Here is a 16,618-nt window from a genome sequence, read left to right on the forward strand (position 1 = left end):
CAAGTCCTCAGCCTGTAACTTCGCTCAAGCTGACCGCCCGGCCTTCGGCCACGGACTTCAGCGCGGCTTCGGCGAGGGCGAGCGCCTTCAGCCCGTCGTCGCCCGTGGTCGGCGGAACCGACTTCTCACCCACGGCCTTGATGAAGGCGGCAATCTCCGCCGCATAGGCCGCCGTGTAGCGGGTCATGAAGAAGTCCATCAGCGGCGGCTTGTGATAGCCGCTGGCGTTAGCGATCTCGATGTTCGCCTCGCGCAGGTTCTCCGCCGCCACCAGACCTTCCGACCCCAGCACCTCGATGCGCTGGTCATAGCCATAGACCGCGCGGCGGGTGTTGGTGATGATCGCCTGACGACCCGAGGCCGTGCGCAGGATGATGTTGACACTGTCATAGTCGCCGCGCTTGCCGATCTCGGCATCGACGAGGACAGAGGCCGACGCCATCACCGTCTCGACTTCCTCGCCCAGCAGCCACCGGGCCACGTCAAAGTCGTGGATCGTCATGTCGCGGAAGATGCCGCCCGAGCGGGAGATGTACTCATACGGCGGGGGCGAGGGATCACGCGAGGTGATCGTCACCATCTCCACCTTGCCGATCTTGCCAGCATCGATCGCGCCCTTGAGCGCTGCGAAATGCGGGTCGAAGCGGCGGTTGAAGCCGACCATCAGCGTCGCACCGGTCTCCTTCACCACCTTGAGGCAGTTCTTCACCCGGGTAACATCCAGATCCACCGGCTTCTCGCAGAAGATGGCCTTGCCGGCGCGGGCAAAGCGCTCGATCAGGTCGGCGTGGGTGTCGGTCGGGGTGCAGATGACGACGGCATCGACGTCGCCAGCGGCCTCGATCTCGTCAATCGTACGGATGGCACAGGAGTGAGTAGCTGCAAGGCTTTCGGCAGCAGCGGCAACCGGGTCGGCGACGGCGACAAGCACCGCCCCGTCGGTCGACGCAATCGCCTTGGCGTGTACCCGGCCGATGCGGCCAGCGCCCAGGACTGCAAATCGCATGGTCATGTCAGTTGTTTCCCAAGATTGAGATCAGTTTCGTCGCAACTCAGATCGTTCCGCCGAGCGAGCCTTCCAGCTCCGCCAGTTCCTTGCCGCCTGCCATCAGGTCCTGCAATTCCTCCGGCTTGATTTCCCCGCGTAATGCGGTGCCGAGCGTCTTGCCACGGTTGAGCACCGTGAACCGGTCGCCCACTGCCATGGCATGGCGCACATTGTGGGTGATGAAGACGACACCGATGCCACGCTTGCGCACCTTGTCGATGGTGGCGAGCACGTTGGAGGTCTGGCGCACGCCGAGGGCAGAGGTCGGCTCGTCGAGGATCAGCACCTTGGCACCGAAATAGACCGCGCGGGCAATCGCCACCGTCTGGCGCTCACCACCCGACAGGGTGCCAACAGCCTGTTCGGCTCCACGCAAGTGGATGCCCATGGACGCCATCTCTTCCAGCGTGACCTTGTTGGCCTTGTCGAAGTCGATGAACTTGAACGGTCCGAAGCGCTTCTCCGGCTCGCGGCCCATCCAGAAATTGCGCGTGACGGACATCAGCGGGATCATCGCAAGATCCTGGTACACCGTCGCAATCCCGGCCCCCATGGCGTCCCGCGGGCTGTCGAAGGTGACCGGCTTGCCGTCAATCAGGATCTCGCCGGAGGACGGCTTGTGCACGCCCGACATGGTCTTGATGAAGGTGGACTTGCCGGCCCCGTTGTCGCCGAGGAGGCAATGGCATTCCCCGGCCTTGACCTCGAAGCTGACACCGGCCAGGGCGATCACGGGGCCGAAGTGCTTCTGGATGTTCTTGAGTTCGATGAGCGGGGCGGACATCAGCGTTCTCCCGTGATCATGCGGCGGATGTAGGTGTTGAGGATCACGGCCAGGATCAGGATCGTACCGAGGAACACCCGGAACAAGGAGCTTTCAGCACCGGAGAAGAACAGGCCCTGCTGCACCACGCCGAAGATGATGGCCCCAAGCGCGGCCCCGATCACCGAGCCATATCCGCCCGTAAGCAGAGCGCCGCCGATCACCACGCAGATGATCGCCTCGAATTCCTTGAGCAAGCCACGATCCGCAGCAGCCGAGCCGAATTCGATCACCTGACAGGTGGCGAAAACACAGGCGCAAAAGGCGGTGAACATGAACATCGTCACCTTCACGCGAGCGACCGGCACGCCGACATAACGGGCAGCCTGGGCATCACCGCCTGCGGCGAAGATCCAGTTGCCGAACTTGGTCCGGGTCAGGAGGACATGCCCGAAAGCCACCAACAGCAGCGCCCAGATCACCAGCATCGGCACGCCTTCGACCACGGGCTGGCCGGCGCGGGTACCGGCAACAAATTTCTCGATCAGACCGATGTCAGCGAACCAAGCAAAAAGGTCCTTCAGCACCACGCCGCCGAACAGGAAGGCAAGCCAGTCGTTCTGGGCAACGTCCTTGACGCCGCCAATGATGGTCTGGCGCGTGGTCAGGATCGACAGCCAGATGGTCAGGCCGCGGAGGATATAAAGGAACGCGAGGGTCACGATGAAGGACGGCAGGCCCGTCTTGATCACCAGCATGCCGTTGACCCAGCCGAGTGCCAGGCAGATCGCAAAGGCAGCCAGGATCGCGGCCCAGACAGGCCAGCCCATCTGCACGCTGAGAATGGCGATGACAACGCCGGCAAAGCCAATCATGGAGCCGACCGAAAGGTCAAACTCACCCGCGATCATCAGCAGGCAGGCGCCGACGGCGATGATGGCGAACTGGGCGGAGACGACGGTCCAGTTGCGAATACCTTCCGGCGAGAACATGCCGGAATCGCCGGCGATCAGCAGGAAGAACAGGAAGACCAGAAGGGTGCCGGTGGTTGCGCCCAGCTCGGGCCGGATCATGGCACGGCGCAGGGCCGAGACCTGCTTGATGCGCTCGTCCGTCATGAATGCCTCGATTGTCAGGAAAGATCGGTCAAAAAAGAGCCGGGGCAGCAGGCCGCCCCGGCAGGCGGACGTGTCGTCTGGGAGGAGACTTAGCGGTACTGACCAGCCAGCTTTTCGACCAGTTCGATGTTGTCCTTGGTCACGAAGCCCGGGCCGGAGTTGACCGGGTTGCTCGGCATCACGCCATAGCGGGCGAGGTTGGTCAGGAACACGACCGGCAGGTAGCCCTGCAGGTACGGCTGCTGGTCGATGGCGAAGTCGATCTTGCCGGCCTTGATGCCAGCGGCAATCTCGCCGGACAGGTCAAACGTACCGAACATCATGCTGCCAGCCTTACCGGACTGCTCGAGCGCCGCAAGCGTCGGATGGGCCGAGGTGGGACCGAGCGCCAGGATGGCGTTGGTGTCCGGGTTGCTCTGCAGGAAGGCCGAGACCTTGTTCTGGATTTCAGCCGGGTCCTGGCCCGCGTCGATCATCTGGTTGCCCAGCTCGACGCCGAGAGCAGCGGCAAAGCCCTGGCAGCGTTCGACCGAAGCCGGGTTGGTGATGTAGTGATTGACGCAAAGGAACTTCTTTGCGCCCGCTGCACCCAGACGCTCGCCGGCGCCAAAGCCTGCGTCATACTCGGGCTGGCCCACATGGGTGAGCGCGCCGAGCTTCTTGGACTGCTCGACGGTGCCGGAGTTGATGGTGATGACCGGAATGCCGCGCGCGACGGCTTCGGTGATCGGACCGGAGAGAACATCGTAGTCGGCGATGGTGACAATGATGCCATCCGGCCGCGAGGCAGCGGCTTGCTCGACGATACGAGCCATGTCAGCAAGGTCACCGGTCGGCGGGTTGCGGTACTCGACCGACACCTTCATCTGGTCGCCGGCGACGGCGATGGCATTCTTGATGGTGTTCCACCAGCTGTCACTGTCTGGCGCATGGCTGACGAGGACGAACTTTTCGCCTTCAGCAGAAGCCGGAGCGGCAAAACCGGCGACAGCAAACACCGCCGCAGCAATGGCGGTCAGGGTCTTTCTCATGAATTCCTCCCAAATCGGTTGTCCCGGAGGCTCCCTCCGTCCGGGCCGCGCGGCGTCTGAGTAAACCCATCGCCAGTCGCTATGGAATATTCATTCTATTTTTCGATTCAATGCAACAACTTTTTTATGGCTCGATTCTACGCCCTGCACCCACAGCAACCGCCAAAGCGATGGCAAGCGACAAGGTGGCCGAGAGCGCACGGAACGATCCGAAGTCCACTTCCGAAACGGAAAGCACCGTAGCATCAAGCTTTTGCAGCGGACTCATCACCGTATCCGTGATGGCAATAACCGGCAGATCGAGCCCCCTCGCGACTTCTGCCAGTTCCACCGTTTCGGCGCTGTAAGGGGCAAATGTGATCGCGATCAGCGCATCCCCAGGCCGCAGGGCATGGCGGCGGTCGAGCTTTCCAACAGCATCATGCAACAGGGCCGGCACGCTCATCTTCTCGAAGGCATAGGCAAGATAGGCCGCCACGGGGAAGGTCCGGCGCAGGCCAATGATATGCACCATCTCCGCCTCGGCGAGCAGCTTGACGGCCTTGTCGAGACTGCGGCTATCAACCGTATTTGCCAGATTTTCCAGTGACATGCGTCCAGCATCGATGAATTCGGCCAGCAGCGCCGACGGGCTCCCGGCCCCGCTTTCACGCAGGTTCTTCAACCGCGTCGCGTAATCCGGCCAGCCTTGCGAATAGGCATCGCGGAACAGCCGCTGCATTTCCGTGTAGCCGGAGAAGCCGAGGATCTTGCAGAAGCGCATCAGCGCCGAAGGCTGCACTCCGGCGGCCAGGGCCATGTCCGCGACCGTGGAGACCGCGATCCGGTCGGTGTTGGCGGACAGATATTCCGCACACTGGCGCAGCCGCTTCGGCAGTGTTTCCGAAGCCTCCAGCAGACGCGCGTGGAAGGCTTCAACTGTGCGCGGGGCCGGACGCTGGGACATCGTGATTCCTTACAGGCATCTGTTCTTGCTTGACAAAACACGATAGCGCCGCGATGACAGAATTGGAACAAAAATTCCATTTCGTATCGGGAGGATTTTGAATGACCCTGGGGATAGGTCTGATCGGCACAGGTTTCATGGGAAAGGCCCATGCCCTGGCCTGGCGCAACGCCCGCGCGGTGTTGGGAACCGTTCCCGACGTGCGGCTGGAACTGCTCTGCGACACGCCGGCCGACAAGGCAGCAAGCTTTGCCAACCAGTTCGGCTTCGCCCGTTCGACCGATGACTGGAAGGCCCTGGTCACCGATCCAAAGGTGGACATCGTCTCCATCACGACCCCGAACCGCTTCCACAAGGAGATGGCCCTTGCCGCTCTCGCCGCCGGCAAGCACGTCTGGTGCGAGAAGCCGATGGGCCTGACGCTGGCGGACGGCGAGGAGATGGCGGCAGCCGCGGCAGCCAGCGGCAAGACCACGATGGTCGGCTACAACTACATCCGCAATCCGGCCTTCCGTCACGCGCAGAAGCTGGTTGAAGCCGGGCGGATCGGCCGCCTCGTGCATGTGCGCGGCATTGTCGATGAGGACTATCAGGCAGATCCAGATCTGGCCTGGACCTGGCGCGCGCGCCTGGAGGAAGCCGGCCTCGGCACGCTCGGCGACCTTGGCTGTCATCTCGTCTCGATGCTGATGGGCCTCTGCGGTCCGATCGAAAGCCTTGTTGCCGACATGCAGACTGTCCACACCACCCGCCCCCTCGCCGACGGCTCCGGTCGCGGCGCGGTGGAGAACGAGGACACCGCCACCGCCCTCCTGCGTTTCGCCAGCGGCGTGCAAGGCTCCCTGTCCACCTCGCGCTCCGCCTGGGGCCGCAAGAACCGCCTCGGCTTCGAACTGCATGGCACGAAGGGCATGCTGGTCTTCGATCAGGAGTGCATGAACGAGCTGCAGCTCTATGTGAACGAGGGACCGAAGGCCGAGCAGGGCTTCCGCACCATCCTGTCGGGCCCCGAGCACGGCGTTTATGGCGCGTTCTGCCCCGCTCCCGGCCATCAGGTCGGCTTCAATGACCTCAAGGTCATCGAGGCGGCGGAACTCCTCACCGCCATCACGAACGGCACCCGGCCGCACCCGGATTTCGCCGCGGCGCTGGAGTTCGAAAAGGTGATCCATGGCATCGCCGAAAGCGCACGCACAGGTCGTCGCATCAGCATTGCCTGAGAAAGCGGCCGCGTCGATCCCGTCGGGAACGGCGCGGCGCAAACTGCCAGCTACACAGAAGCTAGCCGGCGCGACGCGCGGCCTTGAGACGCGCCTGACGTCCGCCCCGTCGCCCTTGCGCAACTGCGGCGGCGGTTGCCACCCGCGCAAGGTCAGTTACCTGCACGAGCGCGGGGACCAGCACCGGGCCAAACCGCACGCGGTCCGGCTCAGCCGCATCATCGCGTTGTTCCAGTCTTGCAACGGCGGGATACGAGCTGCGAGCAAAGCCGACGAGATCGTCGATCCGCTCGCGCCCCTCCAGTCCGCCGAAGACATAGGCAAGCCCGTCGCGGACTGTGAAAGCCATCAGGCATCCGTCGTTGGATCCAGCGGATTGCGGGCAGCCGCTGCGCACCCGGCCAGTCAGATGCGAGTCTGTCAGATCAAAGGCTTCGGCCACGTCACCGGCCAACGCAATCTGCCGCGCCAAGAGGCGCGCCATGATGCAGGGACGCCCCGTTCGCCGGCACATTGTCGAAAAGCCATCGGCTCTGCCAGGCACGGATGTCGGTGATTGTGAAACGCTATCAGGATGTGAGGAAGTGGAGTCCACCGTGTCGCCCTCCGCGAACGGACGCGGGGTGGGCGGGGCCGCAAAGCTGGATGCGGCCGGATCTGCTTCCGGAAACTGCGCGTGCCATCTTGCCTCCTGCCGGGGCACCCCGCCCGGTTTGGTTCAAGGGATGATGGCAGGTCTCCTGACTTGCGGGTCACAGCGCCCCTGTCCCTTCCCGGCCGTTCAGGCCAGTGGTTCTGACAGGTTTGCTCGCCGCCTACAGTTGCGGGGGCAGTCCCGGAGTTGGCAGATGCTCACATCCGCCGCACCGGATTCCCTTTTCATCCTCCCGTCGCCAGTCGGCGGCGGAAGGAACCATCTTGGACAAGGCTAGACCAGCGCCCCGCTCATGGCAACCGCTGCCAAAGGCGGATACACAACCTGCCGGGGATCAACGGAACAACAGGACCGGCACCTTGCAGGCGCGCAGCATCTGCGTCGTCGTCGACCCGATCAGCAACGTCCGGATCCGGGAATGGCCATAGGCGCCCATGACCAGAAGATCGACAGCCTCACGTTCGATTGCCTCGGCAATCACGGTTTCCGGCGCGCCTTCGCGAACCTCGGCGCTCACGGTGAAGCCCGCAGTCTCCAGCTGTGCCTTTGCGCCTTCCAGCTTCCGCTTCAGTTCATCGCTTGGGCTGCCCGCCATCAGGAGCCGGGCCTCAAGCCCGGTGAGCAGCGGACTGCGCGAAACGTGATCCACCGCCTTCAGGCTGCTTGTGCCGCCATCGAAGGCAATCAGGAAACGCTGCAGCGGCTTGAACGCCCGCGAGGCCACAAACAGCGGCTTGTGACTTGCCCGGGCGAGACGCTCGAGATTCGAGCCAAGGTGCAATTTGTTGAAATCTGCCGCTTCGCCCCGCTTGCCGACTATGATCATCTCGGCATCGGCTTCCAGATCTGCAATCGCCTCCACAACTTCGCCGTGACGCAGCCGTTCACTCACGCTGACGCCACTGGCCGCAACAATGCCCCTGGCATCCTCAAGCAGCGCCCTGCCCTGCTTTTGCGCCAGTTTTGAGCGCTCCTCATCCAGCCGCGTGAGTTCGGTCAGCAATGCCGTTCGCGCACCAAGCGCAATCGAACCGCTAAGATCGGCACTCTCCACCGCAGGGCGGGTCAACACATGTACGAGTTCAACTGGGAGTGACAACCGGCCGGCAATCCAGGCCGCATGTTCGCAGACGCTGCGCCCATAGACTGAGGCATCCACCAGGGCGACGATTTTGCTACTCATCCTTGGCTCTCCTTCAATGGGCCATCAGCTTGTCGAGCCCGCCCGGCTTGTCATGCAAGGCCAGGCGGTCGACGATGGTCTCGCTCGCCTCATTGAGGCCCACGATGCTGACTTCAGCTCCCTCACGACGGAACTTCAACACCACCATGTCGAGCGCAGCCACGCTGGAAATGTCCCAGATATGTGCCTTCGACACGTCGATGATCACCCGCTCCAGCACTTCCTTGAAGTTGAACGCGGCCGTGAAATCCTCGACCGAGGCAAAGAACACCTGCCCCTCGACCACATACACCCGCTCACGCCCATCGGCGGACAGATCCGATGTCACGCGGAAGATCTGGGAAATCTTCCAGGCAAAGAAGATACCGGACAACAACACCCCGACGAGAACGCCAATTGCAAGGTTGTGGGTGAAGACGACAAAAGCGACCGTCGCCAGCATGACCACCGAGGAACTGCGCGGATGACTGCGCAGGTTGAGGATGGACGACCAGCTGAAGGTTCCGATCGACACCATGATCATGATCGCCACGAGAGCAGGCATCGGGATCTGGCGCACCCAGTCACCAAGCACCACGATCAGGAACAGCAGCATCACACCCGCGACAAAACAGGACAGCCGCCCGCGCCCGCCTGATTTCACATTGATCATCGACTGGCCGATCATGGCACAGCCCGCCATGCCGCCGATGAACCCTGTTGCGCAATTGGCAAGGCCCTGGCCGATGCACTCCTGATTGCGGTCGGAGGGCGTATCGGTCAGCTCATCGACCAGCTGCTGGGTCATGAGGGATTCCAGCAGGCCCACGGCCGCAACAGCCGCCGAGTAAGGCAGCACGATCAGGAAGGTTTCCAGCGTCAGCGGCACATCCGGCAGGAGGAACACCGGCAGGGTTGAGGGCAGTTCGCCCATATCGCCGACCGTGCGCACATCAAGGCCGAACCAGATGGCAAGGCCTGTCAGCACGAAGATGCAGACGAGCGGCGATGGCACCGCACGGGTGATGTAGGGGAACAGATAGATGATCCCGAGACCGGCCGCCGTCATCACATAGGTCAGCGGCGTCACGCCGATCAGTTCCGGCAGCTGCGCCATGAAGATAAGGATCGCCAGCGCATTGACGAAGCCGGTCATCACCGAGCGCGAGACGAAGCGCATGACATGGCCCAGCCGCAGCAGCCCTGCCCCCACCTGCAGCACACCGGCGAGGATGGTCGCCGCCAGCAGATATTGCAGGCCATGCTCCTTCACCAGTGTGACCATCAGCACGGCCGTTGCCGCCGTCGCGGCGGAAATCATGCCCGGACGCCCGCCTGCAATGGCGGTGATGACGGCAATGGAGAAGGAGGCATAGAGGCCGATCTTGGGATCAACCCCGGCGATGATCGAAAAGGCGATGGCCTCGGGGATGAGGGCAAGGGCCACAAGCAGGCCCGAGACGAGATCGGCGCGGGTGTTGCCGAACCACTGGTTCCGGTATGCGGAGAGTGAGATCATGGGAAATCCGTTCAGATGATCGGGGCATCACTGGCGGAAAACCGGCCAGTTCAAACTGTATGGATGCGGGATCACGTGAATTGTCCGGCGGATCGGCGGCCGGAAGAGCCACCCGGAATTGCACCGGGTCCTGATGACTTATGGGATTTTACCTAACCCGGCAGACGCTGCAGCGCAACATCACAAGCGCGCAAATTGAGACAAGATCGGCTGGGCATCAGATTCTCTCCCACCTTCAGCTACTGCATGCATACATCTTGTCTGCAGCCGTCCACGGCGTGGGGAAGGGCGGCATTTGGGTTGCTCCAGCACGGCCTTTCAGCCCCCCTCCCCCTGGTGGGGAGGGGCAAGGGGGTGGGGGGAAATGCCTTTCCGGAGGGCAAAGAACCCAATAATCCCGACGCTGTTATTTCTGATAGTCTGTATAGAAAACGTCTATCTTTCAGATATTTGCTGCTTCAGACCCCCCCGCCCCTAACCCCTCCCCACCAGGGGGAGGGGGGCGGAAGCGTCCTGTCATAAACCAGATGTGTCACTGCGGGCTACCGCCTCAACCCATGTGAGAGGCTGAAGACCTTTGCCAGAGGCTAAACCATCTATCCCAGCCAGCCTTCAAAGGCTCATGGTCGCGGCGACGGCGGATTTCCAGGCGCCGTATTTGCGCTGGCGCTCGTCTTCGCCGATGGCCGGCTCGAAACGCCGTTCGATGGCCCAGCTTTCGGAAAAACCATCCATGTCCGGATAGACCCCGGCCTGCATCCCGGCAAGCCACGCTGCGCCCAGGGCTGTCGTCTCCAGCACAGTCGGCCGGTCCACCGGCGCACCGATGATGTCGGACAGGAACTGCATCGCCCAGTCATTGGCGCTCATGCCCCCATCGACGCGCAACACGGGCTGTCCGGCAGCATTCGTCCAGTCAACCTGCATGGCTTCCAGCAGGTCGCGCGTCTGGTAGCCAACGCTCTCCAGTGCCGCCTTGGCAAACTCGCCAGGCCCGGAATTTCGCGTCAGGCCATAAATGGCACCGCGGCAGTCCGGGCGCCAGTACGGAGCACCAAGACCGGTAAAGGCCGGCACCAGAATGACCGATTGACCGGGATCGGCCGTCTCGGCCAGCGCTTGCGTTTCTTTTGCCTCACGGATGATTTTCAGCCCGTCGCGCAGCCACTGCACAACGGCCCCTGCGATGAAGATCGAGCCTTCCAGCGCATAGGTCGGCTTGCCGGCGATCTGATAGGCGATGGTTGTCAGCAGGCGGCTCTTGGACGTCACCGGTGTGTCGCCGGTGTTGAGCAGAGCAAAGCAACCGGTGCCATAGGTGGACTTCATCATGCCCGGCTGGAAGCAGGCCTGTCCCACAGTTGCCGCCTGCTGGTCGCCGGCAACGCCGAGGATCGGGATCTCACGTCCGAACAGGTCGGCGCGTGTATGACCGAACTCGGCGGCGCAGTCCTTCACCTCTGGCAGCATGCCCATCGGAATATCGAGGAGGTTGCAGATCTCCGTGCTCCACTCACCCTTGTGGATGTCATAGAGCAACGTGCGCGCGGCATTTGTCGCGTCAGTCACATGAACCGCGCCACCGGTAAGCCGCCAGATCAGGAACGTGTCGACCGTTCCAAAAAGCAGTTCCCCGCGTTCGGCTCGCCCCCGAGCCCCCTCGACCGTATCAAGCACCCACTTCAGCTTGGTGCCGGAAAAATACGGGTCGAGCAAAAGGCCGGTCTTGGCCGCGACCATCGCCTCATGGCCCTCGTCCTTGAGGCGGCGGCAGAGATCCGCCGTGCGGCGGTCCTGCCAGACGATGGCGTTATAGACCGGTTGACCGGTGGCGCGATCCCACACGACGGTGGTCTCGCGCTGGTTGGTGATGCCAATGGCGGCAATGTCGTGCCCGCTCTTGCCGGCACGCTCGATAGCAGCGCGGCAAGCCCCTGCGGTCGTGGACCACAGGTCGGCCGGATCGTGTTCCACCCAGCCCGGATGCGGATAGATCTGCGGAAACTCTTCCTGCGCGCTGGCGACAATCTTCAGCGACTTGTCGAACAGAATGGCACGGCTGGATGTCGTCCCCTGGTCGATGGCGAGAATATGCGTCACGTCGGCCTCCCCGATTGCGCCTGATCTTGCTGTCAGCGTCTGGTCATTCCGCTTAACAGGCTGACCTGGTCAGCTCAATGGCTCGCCGCAATCCTCCCCCGGAAGACAGGCGTCGGCACAATGGACATTGCGCTCACCAGGTCAGCCCGAAGGCGGGACCTTGCGGCCCCGCCCCCGATTGTCGATGGGTACGTGCTTATTTCCAGGAAGCGATCAGGTCGTCATAGGAGACGGTGATCGGCTGTTCCTTTTCATCCGGGATCGGACCCTTCGGTGCGCCCGGCTGGTCGAACCAGTACTCGGCGGTCTGGACTTCGTTCAGCTTCGGACCGAACTCGCCCTGCACGCCGGCACGTTCCAGGCGCTCAAGCACTTTCTCCTGCTCGGCGCAGAGTGCATCCATTGCTGCCTGCGGGGTCTTGGCACCGGACGACGCATCGCCGATGTTCTGCCACCACAGCTGGGCCAGCTTCGGGTAGTCCGGAACGTTGGTGCCGGTCGGCGACCACTGCAGACGGGCCGGCGAGCGATAGAACTCGATCAGACCGCCAAGCTTCGGTGCGCGCTCGGTGAAGCTGTCATGCGCAAGGGTGGACTCGCGGATGAAGGTCAGGCCAACGTGGCTCTTCTTCACGTCCACGGTCTTGGACGTGACGAACTGGGCATAGAGCCAGGCCGCCTTGGCGCGGTCAACCGGAGTGGACTTCATCAGCGTCCAGGAACCAGCGTCCTGATAGCCGACCTTCATGCCTTCTTCCCAGTACACGCCATGCGGCGAGGGAGCCATGCGCCACTTCGGCGTGCCATCCTCGTTCACGACCGGCAGGCCCGGCTTGACCATGTCGGCGGTGAAGGCGGTGTACCAGAACATCTGCTGAGCGATTTCGCCCTGGGCAGGAACCGGGCCGGCTTCGCCGAACACCATGCCGGCAGCAGCCGGCGGAGCGTACTTGTTCAGCCAGTCGATGTACTTGGTGATCGAGTACACAGCAGCCGGGCCGTTGGTGTCGCCGCCACGGGCAACGCAGGAACCAACCGGCTGGAAGTTCTCGTTGACGCGGATGCCCCACTCGTCGACCGGCAGGCCGTTCGGTTCGCCCTTGTCACCGGCACCTGCCATCGACAGCCACGCATCGGTGAAGCGCCAGCCAAGCGACGGGTCCTTCTTGCCGTAGTCCATGTGGCCATAGACCTTCTTGCCGTCGATTTCACGGCCGGTGAAGAACTCGGCAATGTCCTCGTAGGCAGACCAGTTGACCGGTACGCCGAGCTCATAGCCATACTTGGCCTTGAAGTCGGCCTTGTTCTTCTCGTCGTTGAACCAGTCATACCGGAACCAGTAAAGGTTCGCGAACTGCTGGTCGGGCAGCTGATAGAGCTTGCCGTCCGGACCGGTGGTGAACTTGGTGCCGATGAAGTCGGCCAGATCGAGACCCGGATTGGTCACGTCCTTGCCTTCACCAGCCATCCAGTCAGTCAGGTTGCGAGCCTGCTGGTAGCGCCAGTGGGTACCGATCAGGTCGCTATCGTTGATATAGGCGTCGTAGATGTTCTCGCCGGACTGCATCTGGGTCTGCAGCTTCTCGACGACGTCACCTTCACCGATCAGGTCGTGCGTGATCTTGATGCCGGTGATCTTGGTAAAGGCGTCAGCCAGAACCTTGGATTCGTATTCATGGGTGGTGATCGTCTCGGAGACGACCTTGATTTCCATGCCCTTGAACGGAGCGGCAGCGTCGATGAACCACTGCATCTCCTTTTCCTGGTCCGCGCGGCTCAGGGCCGACTGCGTGCCGATTTCAGCGTCCAGGAACTTCTTTGCCGCTTCCATGTCGGCAAAGGCGCTTCCGGTCGAAACCAGCATGGCAAGGGCCATGGCCGTCGAAGTGTAATACACTTTCATTCAGTTTCCTCCCGAGTGATTTGATCCGAAGATCAGGTTGCCTTTCGTCTTCAGACCCAGCGGAACACCGCAAAGGCGTAGACGAGACAGGCGATCAGAGCCCCCCAGAGGGGGGCGCCGAAGGCGGCGAGCCAGCCAAGCGTGATGAAGGCTGAGCCCAAAAGGGTGATGAAGAGACGGTCCCCGCGCGTCGTCTCGATGCGCAGCACGCCGACACGGGGCGTCTCCGGAAAGCGGATTGCCAGAGTGGTGAAGACCACCAGCAAGGTCGCAATCGTGGCAAAGAAGATCGCGGTCGGCGCGGTCCAGGCCATCCAGTCCATATCTGTTCTCCCTCAGATCAGACGCGGCCCAGGGCAAAGCCCTTGGCGATGTAGTTGCGGACGAAATAGATCACGAGCGCGCCGGGAATGATGGTCAGCACACCGGCAGCAGCCAGCACGCCCCAATCCATGCCCGAGGCCGAGACCGTACGGGTCATCGTGGCTGCAATCGGCTTGGCATTCACCGAAGTGAGCGTGCGCGACAGAAGCAGCTCGACCCAGGAGAACATGAAGCAGAAGAACGCAGCCACGCCGATGCCACTCGCGATCAGCGGCATGAAGATCTTCACGAAGAAGCGGCCGAACGAGTAGCCGTCGATATAGGCGGTCTCGTCGATTTCCTTCGGCACGCCGCGCATGAAGCCTTCCAGGATCCAGACCGCCAGCGGGACGTTGAACAGGCAGTGCGCCAGGGCAACGGCGATATGCGTGTCGAACAGCCCGACCGAGGAATAGAGCTGGAAGAAGGGCAGAGCGAACACGGCCGGTGGGGCCATGCGGTTGGTCAGCAGCCAGAAGAACAGGTGCTTGTCGCCGAGGAACGTGTAGCGCGAGAAGGCGTAGGCCGCCGGCAGCGCCACGGTGATCGAGATCACCGTGTTCATCACCACGTAGATCAGCGAGTTGACGTAGCCCATGTACCAGCTTGGATCGGTGAGGATCGTTGCATAGTTGGCGAGCGTCGGGCTTTGCGGCCACAGGCTGAAGGTCGACAGGATTTCCGTGTTGGTCTTCAGGCTCATGTTGAGGAGCCAGTAGATCGGCAACAGCAGGAAGATCAGGTACACGGCCATCACGACGGCGCGGGAGTTGATGCCGACACGCGCGGCACTGCGGCTCCTCGCCGGGGTGGAAGCGGTCATGGTTGCGGCGCCCATCAGAAGCCCTGCCTTTTGTCGAGGTTGGTCATGACGGTGTAGAACACCCAGGAAATCAGCAGGATCACGAGGAAGTACATGATCGAGAAGGCTGCGGCCGGACCGAGGTCAAACTGGCCGAGTGCCATCTTGACGAGGTCGATCGACAGGAAGGTCGTCGAGTTGCCCGGCCCGCCACCGGTGACCACGAAGGGCTCGGTGTAGATCATGAAACTGTCCATGAAGCGCAGCAGGATGGCGATCATCAGCACGCCCTGCATCTTCGGCAGCTCGATGTAGCGGAACACGCTCCAGCGGCTGGCCTGGTCGATCTTCGCCGCCTGATAGTAGGCATCCGGGATCGACTGCAGACCGGCATAGGCGAGCAGCGCCACCAGCGAGGTCCAGTGCCACACGTCCATCACGATGACCGTGGCCCAGGCGGCGACAGCGTCCTGCGTGTAATTGTAGGAGATGCCGAGGGCATGCAGCGTGGCACCCAGCAGACCGATGTCGACGCGGGCAAAGATCTGCCAGATGGTGCCGACCACGTTCCACGGAATGAGCAGCGGCAGCGCCATCAGGATGAGGCAGAACGAGGCCCAGAAGCCGCGCTTGGGCATGTTCAGCGCGATGAAGATGCCGAGCGGGATCTCGATGGCCAGGATCACGGCCGAGAAGATCAGCTGACGGCCGAGCGCATCCCAGAGGCGCTTGGAATGCAGCATTTCATCGAACCATTCGACACCAGCCCAGAAGAACTGGTTGTTGCCGAACGTGTCCTGGACCGAGTAGTTCACCACCGTCATCAGCGGGATCACCGCCGAGAAGGCGACGAGCACGAGAACGGGAAGGACAAGGAACCAGGCCTTGTGATTGACGGTCTTTTCCATCAGGCGGCCTCCCCCGAAACGCGCCAGCTGTTGGCATAGACATTGACGCGCGAGGGATCGAACACCACGCGGGTCATGTCGGACGTGATGCGGTCGCTTTCGCCCGCGATGATGTTGATGTCGGACCCGAAGAACTCGGCCCGGACGATCTTGTGACGGCCCACGTCCTCGACGCGGCGCACCTTGACCGGCAGGCCCTCGCTGTCGGACAGGCGGGCGAATTCCGGACGCACGCCGATCTGCACCTTGCCATCCAGCTTTGAATAGCCGTGGCCGAGCGGAATGGTGGCACCGTTCACATAGGCCGTCGTTCCCTCGACCTGCGCATCCATGAGGTTCATGCCGGGCGAGCCGATGAAGTAGCCGACGAATGTATGCGCCGGGCGCTCGAACAGCTCCTGCGGCGTGCCGATCTGCACCACGCGGCCGTCGTACATCACCACCACCTTGTCGGCGAAAGTGAGCGCTTCGGTCTGGTCATGCGTGACGTAGATCATGGTGTGGCCGAACTCGTGGTGCAGCGACTTCAGCTGCGTCCGCAGTTCCCACTTCATGTGTGGATCGATGACGGTGAGCGGCTCGTCGAACAGCAACGCGTTGACGTCCTCGCGCACCATGCCGCGGCCGAGCGAGATCTTCTGCTTGGCGTCGGCGGTAAGGCCCTGCGCCTTGCGGTCGAGCACGGCCTCCATGCCGATCATGTGGGCGATCTTCTGCACCCGGTCGGCGATGTACGCTGCATCCGCACCGCGGTTCTTCAGCGGGAAGGCGAGATTTCCGCGCACGGTCATCGTGTCGTAGACGACCGGGAACTGGAACACCTGCGCGATGTTGCGCTCCGCCGTCGGCTTTTCCGTCACATCGACGTCGTTGAACAGGATCCGCCCCTGGCTTGGCACCAGAAGACCGGAAATGATGTTGAGCAGCGTGGACTTGCCGCAGCCGGACGAACCGAGCAGCGCATAGGCCTCGCCGTCATTCCACACGTGGTTCAGTTCCTTCAGCGCGAAATCGTCTTCGCTCTGCGGGCGCGGATTGTACGAGTGGGCGAGATTGTCGAGCGTGATCTTGGCCATGGGT

At 62.5% G+C, this 16,618-nt stretch carries 15 protein-coding genes, 1 riboswitch and 1 other annotated feature; of the genes, 1 reads left to right on the top strand and 14 read right to left on the bottom strand.

The annotated features are described in order from the left end of the window. Positions 1-7 precede the first annotated feature (7 nt). The 5 genes from iolG to C8348_RS00745 all read right to left on the bottom strand — a co-directional run bounded on the left by iolG (position 8) and on the right by C8348_RS00745 (position 4,906). Complete coding sequence (iolG, locus tag C8348_RS00725; RefSeq protein ID WP_106751352.1) at positions 8-1,012, bottom strand: inositol 2-dehydrogenase; 1,005 nt, start codon at positions 1,010-1,012, stop codon at positions 8-10. A gap of 40 nt (positions 1,013-1,052) precedes the next feature. Further along, positions 1,053-1,832 carry an ATP-binding cassette domain-containing protein gene (locus C8348_RS00730; RefSeq protein ID WP_106751353.1) on the bottom strand — a complete coding sequence of 260 codons (780 nt, stop codon included), beginning with the start codon at positions 1,830-1,832 and terminating at the stop codon, positions 1,053-1,055. Continuing rightward, positions 1,832-2,929 (bottom strand): ABC transporter permease, encoded by a 1,098-nt coding sequence (locus tag C8348_RS00735; protein WP_106751354.1) that lies wholly within the window; start codon positions 2,927-2,929, stop codon positions 1,832-1,834. The genes C8348_RS00730 and C8348_RS00735 overlap by 1 nt, the downstream gene beginning before the upstream one ends. A gap of 89 nt (positions 2,930-3,018) precedes the next feature. After that, positions 3,019-3,960: a sugar ABC transporter substrate-binding protein gene (locus C8348_RS00740; RefSeq protein WP_106751355.1), complete on the bottom strand. Its 942-nt coding sequence runs from the start codon at positions 3,958-3,960 to the stop codon at positions 3,019-3,021. Positions 3,961-4,084: 124 nt separating this feature from the next. Continuing rightward, a complete protein-coding gene (locus C8348_RS00745) occupies positions 4,085-4,906 on the bottom strand; it encodes a MurR/RpiR family transcriptional regulator (protein WP_106751356.1) in 822 nt (273 codons plus the stop codon). 101 nt (positions 4,907-5,007) lie between these two features. On the opposite strand from C8348_RS00745, the gene C8348_RS00750 reads away from it, so the two are divergent. Then, positions 5,008-6,126 carry a Gfo/Idh/MocA family protein gene (locus C8348_RS00750; RefSeq protein WP_106751357.1) on the top strand — a complete coding sequence of 373 codons (1,119 nt, stop codon included), beginning with the start codon at positions 5,008-5,010 and terminating at the stop codon, positions 6,124-6,126. A 61-nt stretch (positions 6,127-6,187) separates the two neighbouring features. Here C8348_RS00750 and C8348_RS00755 read toward each other — a convergent pair whose 3' ends face one another. The 9 genes from C8348_RS00755 to C8348_RS00795 all read right to left on the bottom strand — a co-directional run bounded on the left by C8348_RS00755 (position 6,188) and on the right by C8348_RS00795 (position 16,614). Continuing rightward, positions 6,188-6,610 (bottom strand): hypothetical protein, encoded by a 423-nt coding sequence (locus C8348_RS00755; protein ID WP_106751358.1) that lies wholly within the window; start codon positions 6,608-6,610, stop codon positions 6,188-6,190. A gap of 229 nt (positions 6,611-6,839) precedes the next feature. Continuing rightward, a riboswitch (cobalamin riboswitch) is annotated at positions 6,840-7,059 on the bottom strand. A gap of 56 nt (positions 7,060-7,115) precedes the next feature. Then, positions 7,116-7,964, bottom strand: coding sequence for a universal stress protein (locus tag C8348_RS00760; protein WP_106751359.1), 849 nt, complete (start codon positions 7,962-7,964; stop codon positions 7,116-7,118). Between the two features lie 13 nt (positions 7,965-7,977). After that, a complete protein-coding gene (locus tag C8348_RS00765; RefSeq protein WP_106751360.1) occupies positions 7,978-9,462 on the bottom strand; it encodes a SulP family inorganic anion transporter in 1,485 nt (494 codons plus the stop codon). Positions 9,463-9,540: 78 nt separating this feature from the next. Further along, positions 9,541-9,596: a sequence feature (sul1 is cis-regulatory element that is thought to sense ions involved in sulfur or methionine metabolism; They are found in Alphaproteobacteria), on the bottom strand. Between the two features lie 478 nt (positions 9,597-10,074). After that, positions 10,075-11,562, bottom strand: coding sequence for a glycerol kinase GlpK (gene glpK / locus C8348_RS00770; RefSeq protein ID WP_106751361.1), 1,488 nt, complete (start codon positions 11,560-11,562; stop codon positions 10,075-10,077). Between the two features lie 196 nt (positions 11,563-11,758). Beyond that, on the bottom strand, positions 11,759-13,465 hold the full coding sequence (locus tag C8348_RS00775; RefSeq protein ID WP_106751362.1) for an ABC transporter substrate-binding protein: 1,707 nt from the start codon (positions 13,463-13,465) through the stop codon (positions 11,759-11,761). Positions 13,466-13,515: 50 nt separating this feature from the next. Next, the gene (locus tag C8348_RS00780; protein WP_106751363.1) at positions 13,516-13,788 is read right to left on the bottom strand and encodes a DUF2160 domain-containing protein; all 273 of its coding nucleotides are present in this window, start codon (positions 13,786-13,788) and stop codon (positions 13,516-13,518) included. A gap of 17 nt (positions 13,789-13,805) precedes the next feature. Next, positions 13,806-14,582, bottom strand: coding sequence for a carbohydrate ABC transporter permease (locus tag C8348_RS00785; protein WP_244293918.1), 777 nt, complete (start codon positions 14,580-14,582; stop codon positions 13,806-13,808). Positions 14,583-14,665: 83 nt separating this feature from the next. After that, positions 14,666-15,538 (bottom strand): carbohydrate ABC transporter permease, encoded by an 873-nt coding sequence (locus tag C8348_RS00790; RefSeq protein ID WP_106751364.1) that lies wholly within the window; start codon positions 15,536-15,538, stop codon positions 14,666-14,668. Next, positions 15,538-16,614 (bottom strand): ABC transporter ATP-binding protein, encoded by a 1,077-nt coding sequence (locus tag C8348_RS00795; RefSeq protein ID WP_106751365.1) that lies wholly within the window; start codon positions 16,612-16,614, stop codon positions 15,538-15,540. The genes C8348_RS00790 and C8348_RS00795 overlap by 1 nt, the downstream gene beginning before the upstream one ends. Positions 16,615-16,618: the final 4 nt, after the last annotated feature.

It is taken from the genome of Pannonibacter carbonis, from assembly GCF_003012935.1.
Lineage (GTDB): Bacteria > Pseudomonadota > Alphaproteobacteria > Rhizobiales > Stappiaceae > Pannonibacter > Pannonibacter carbonis.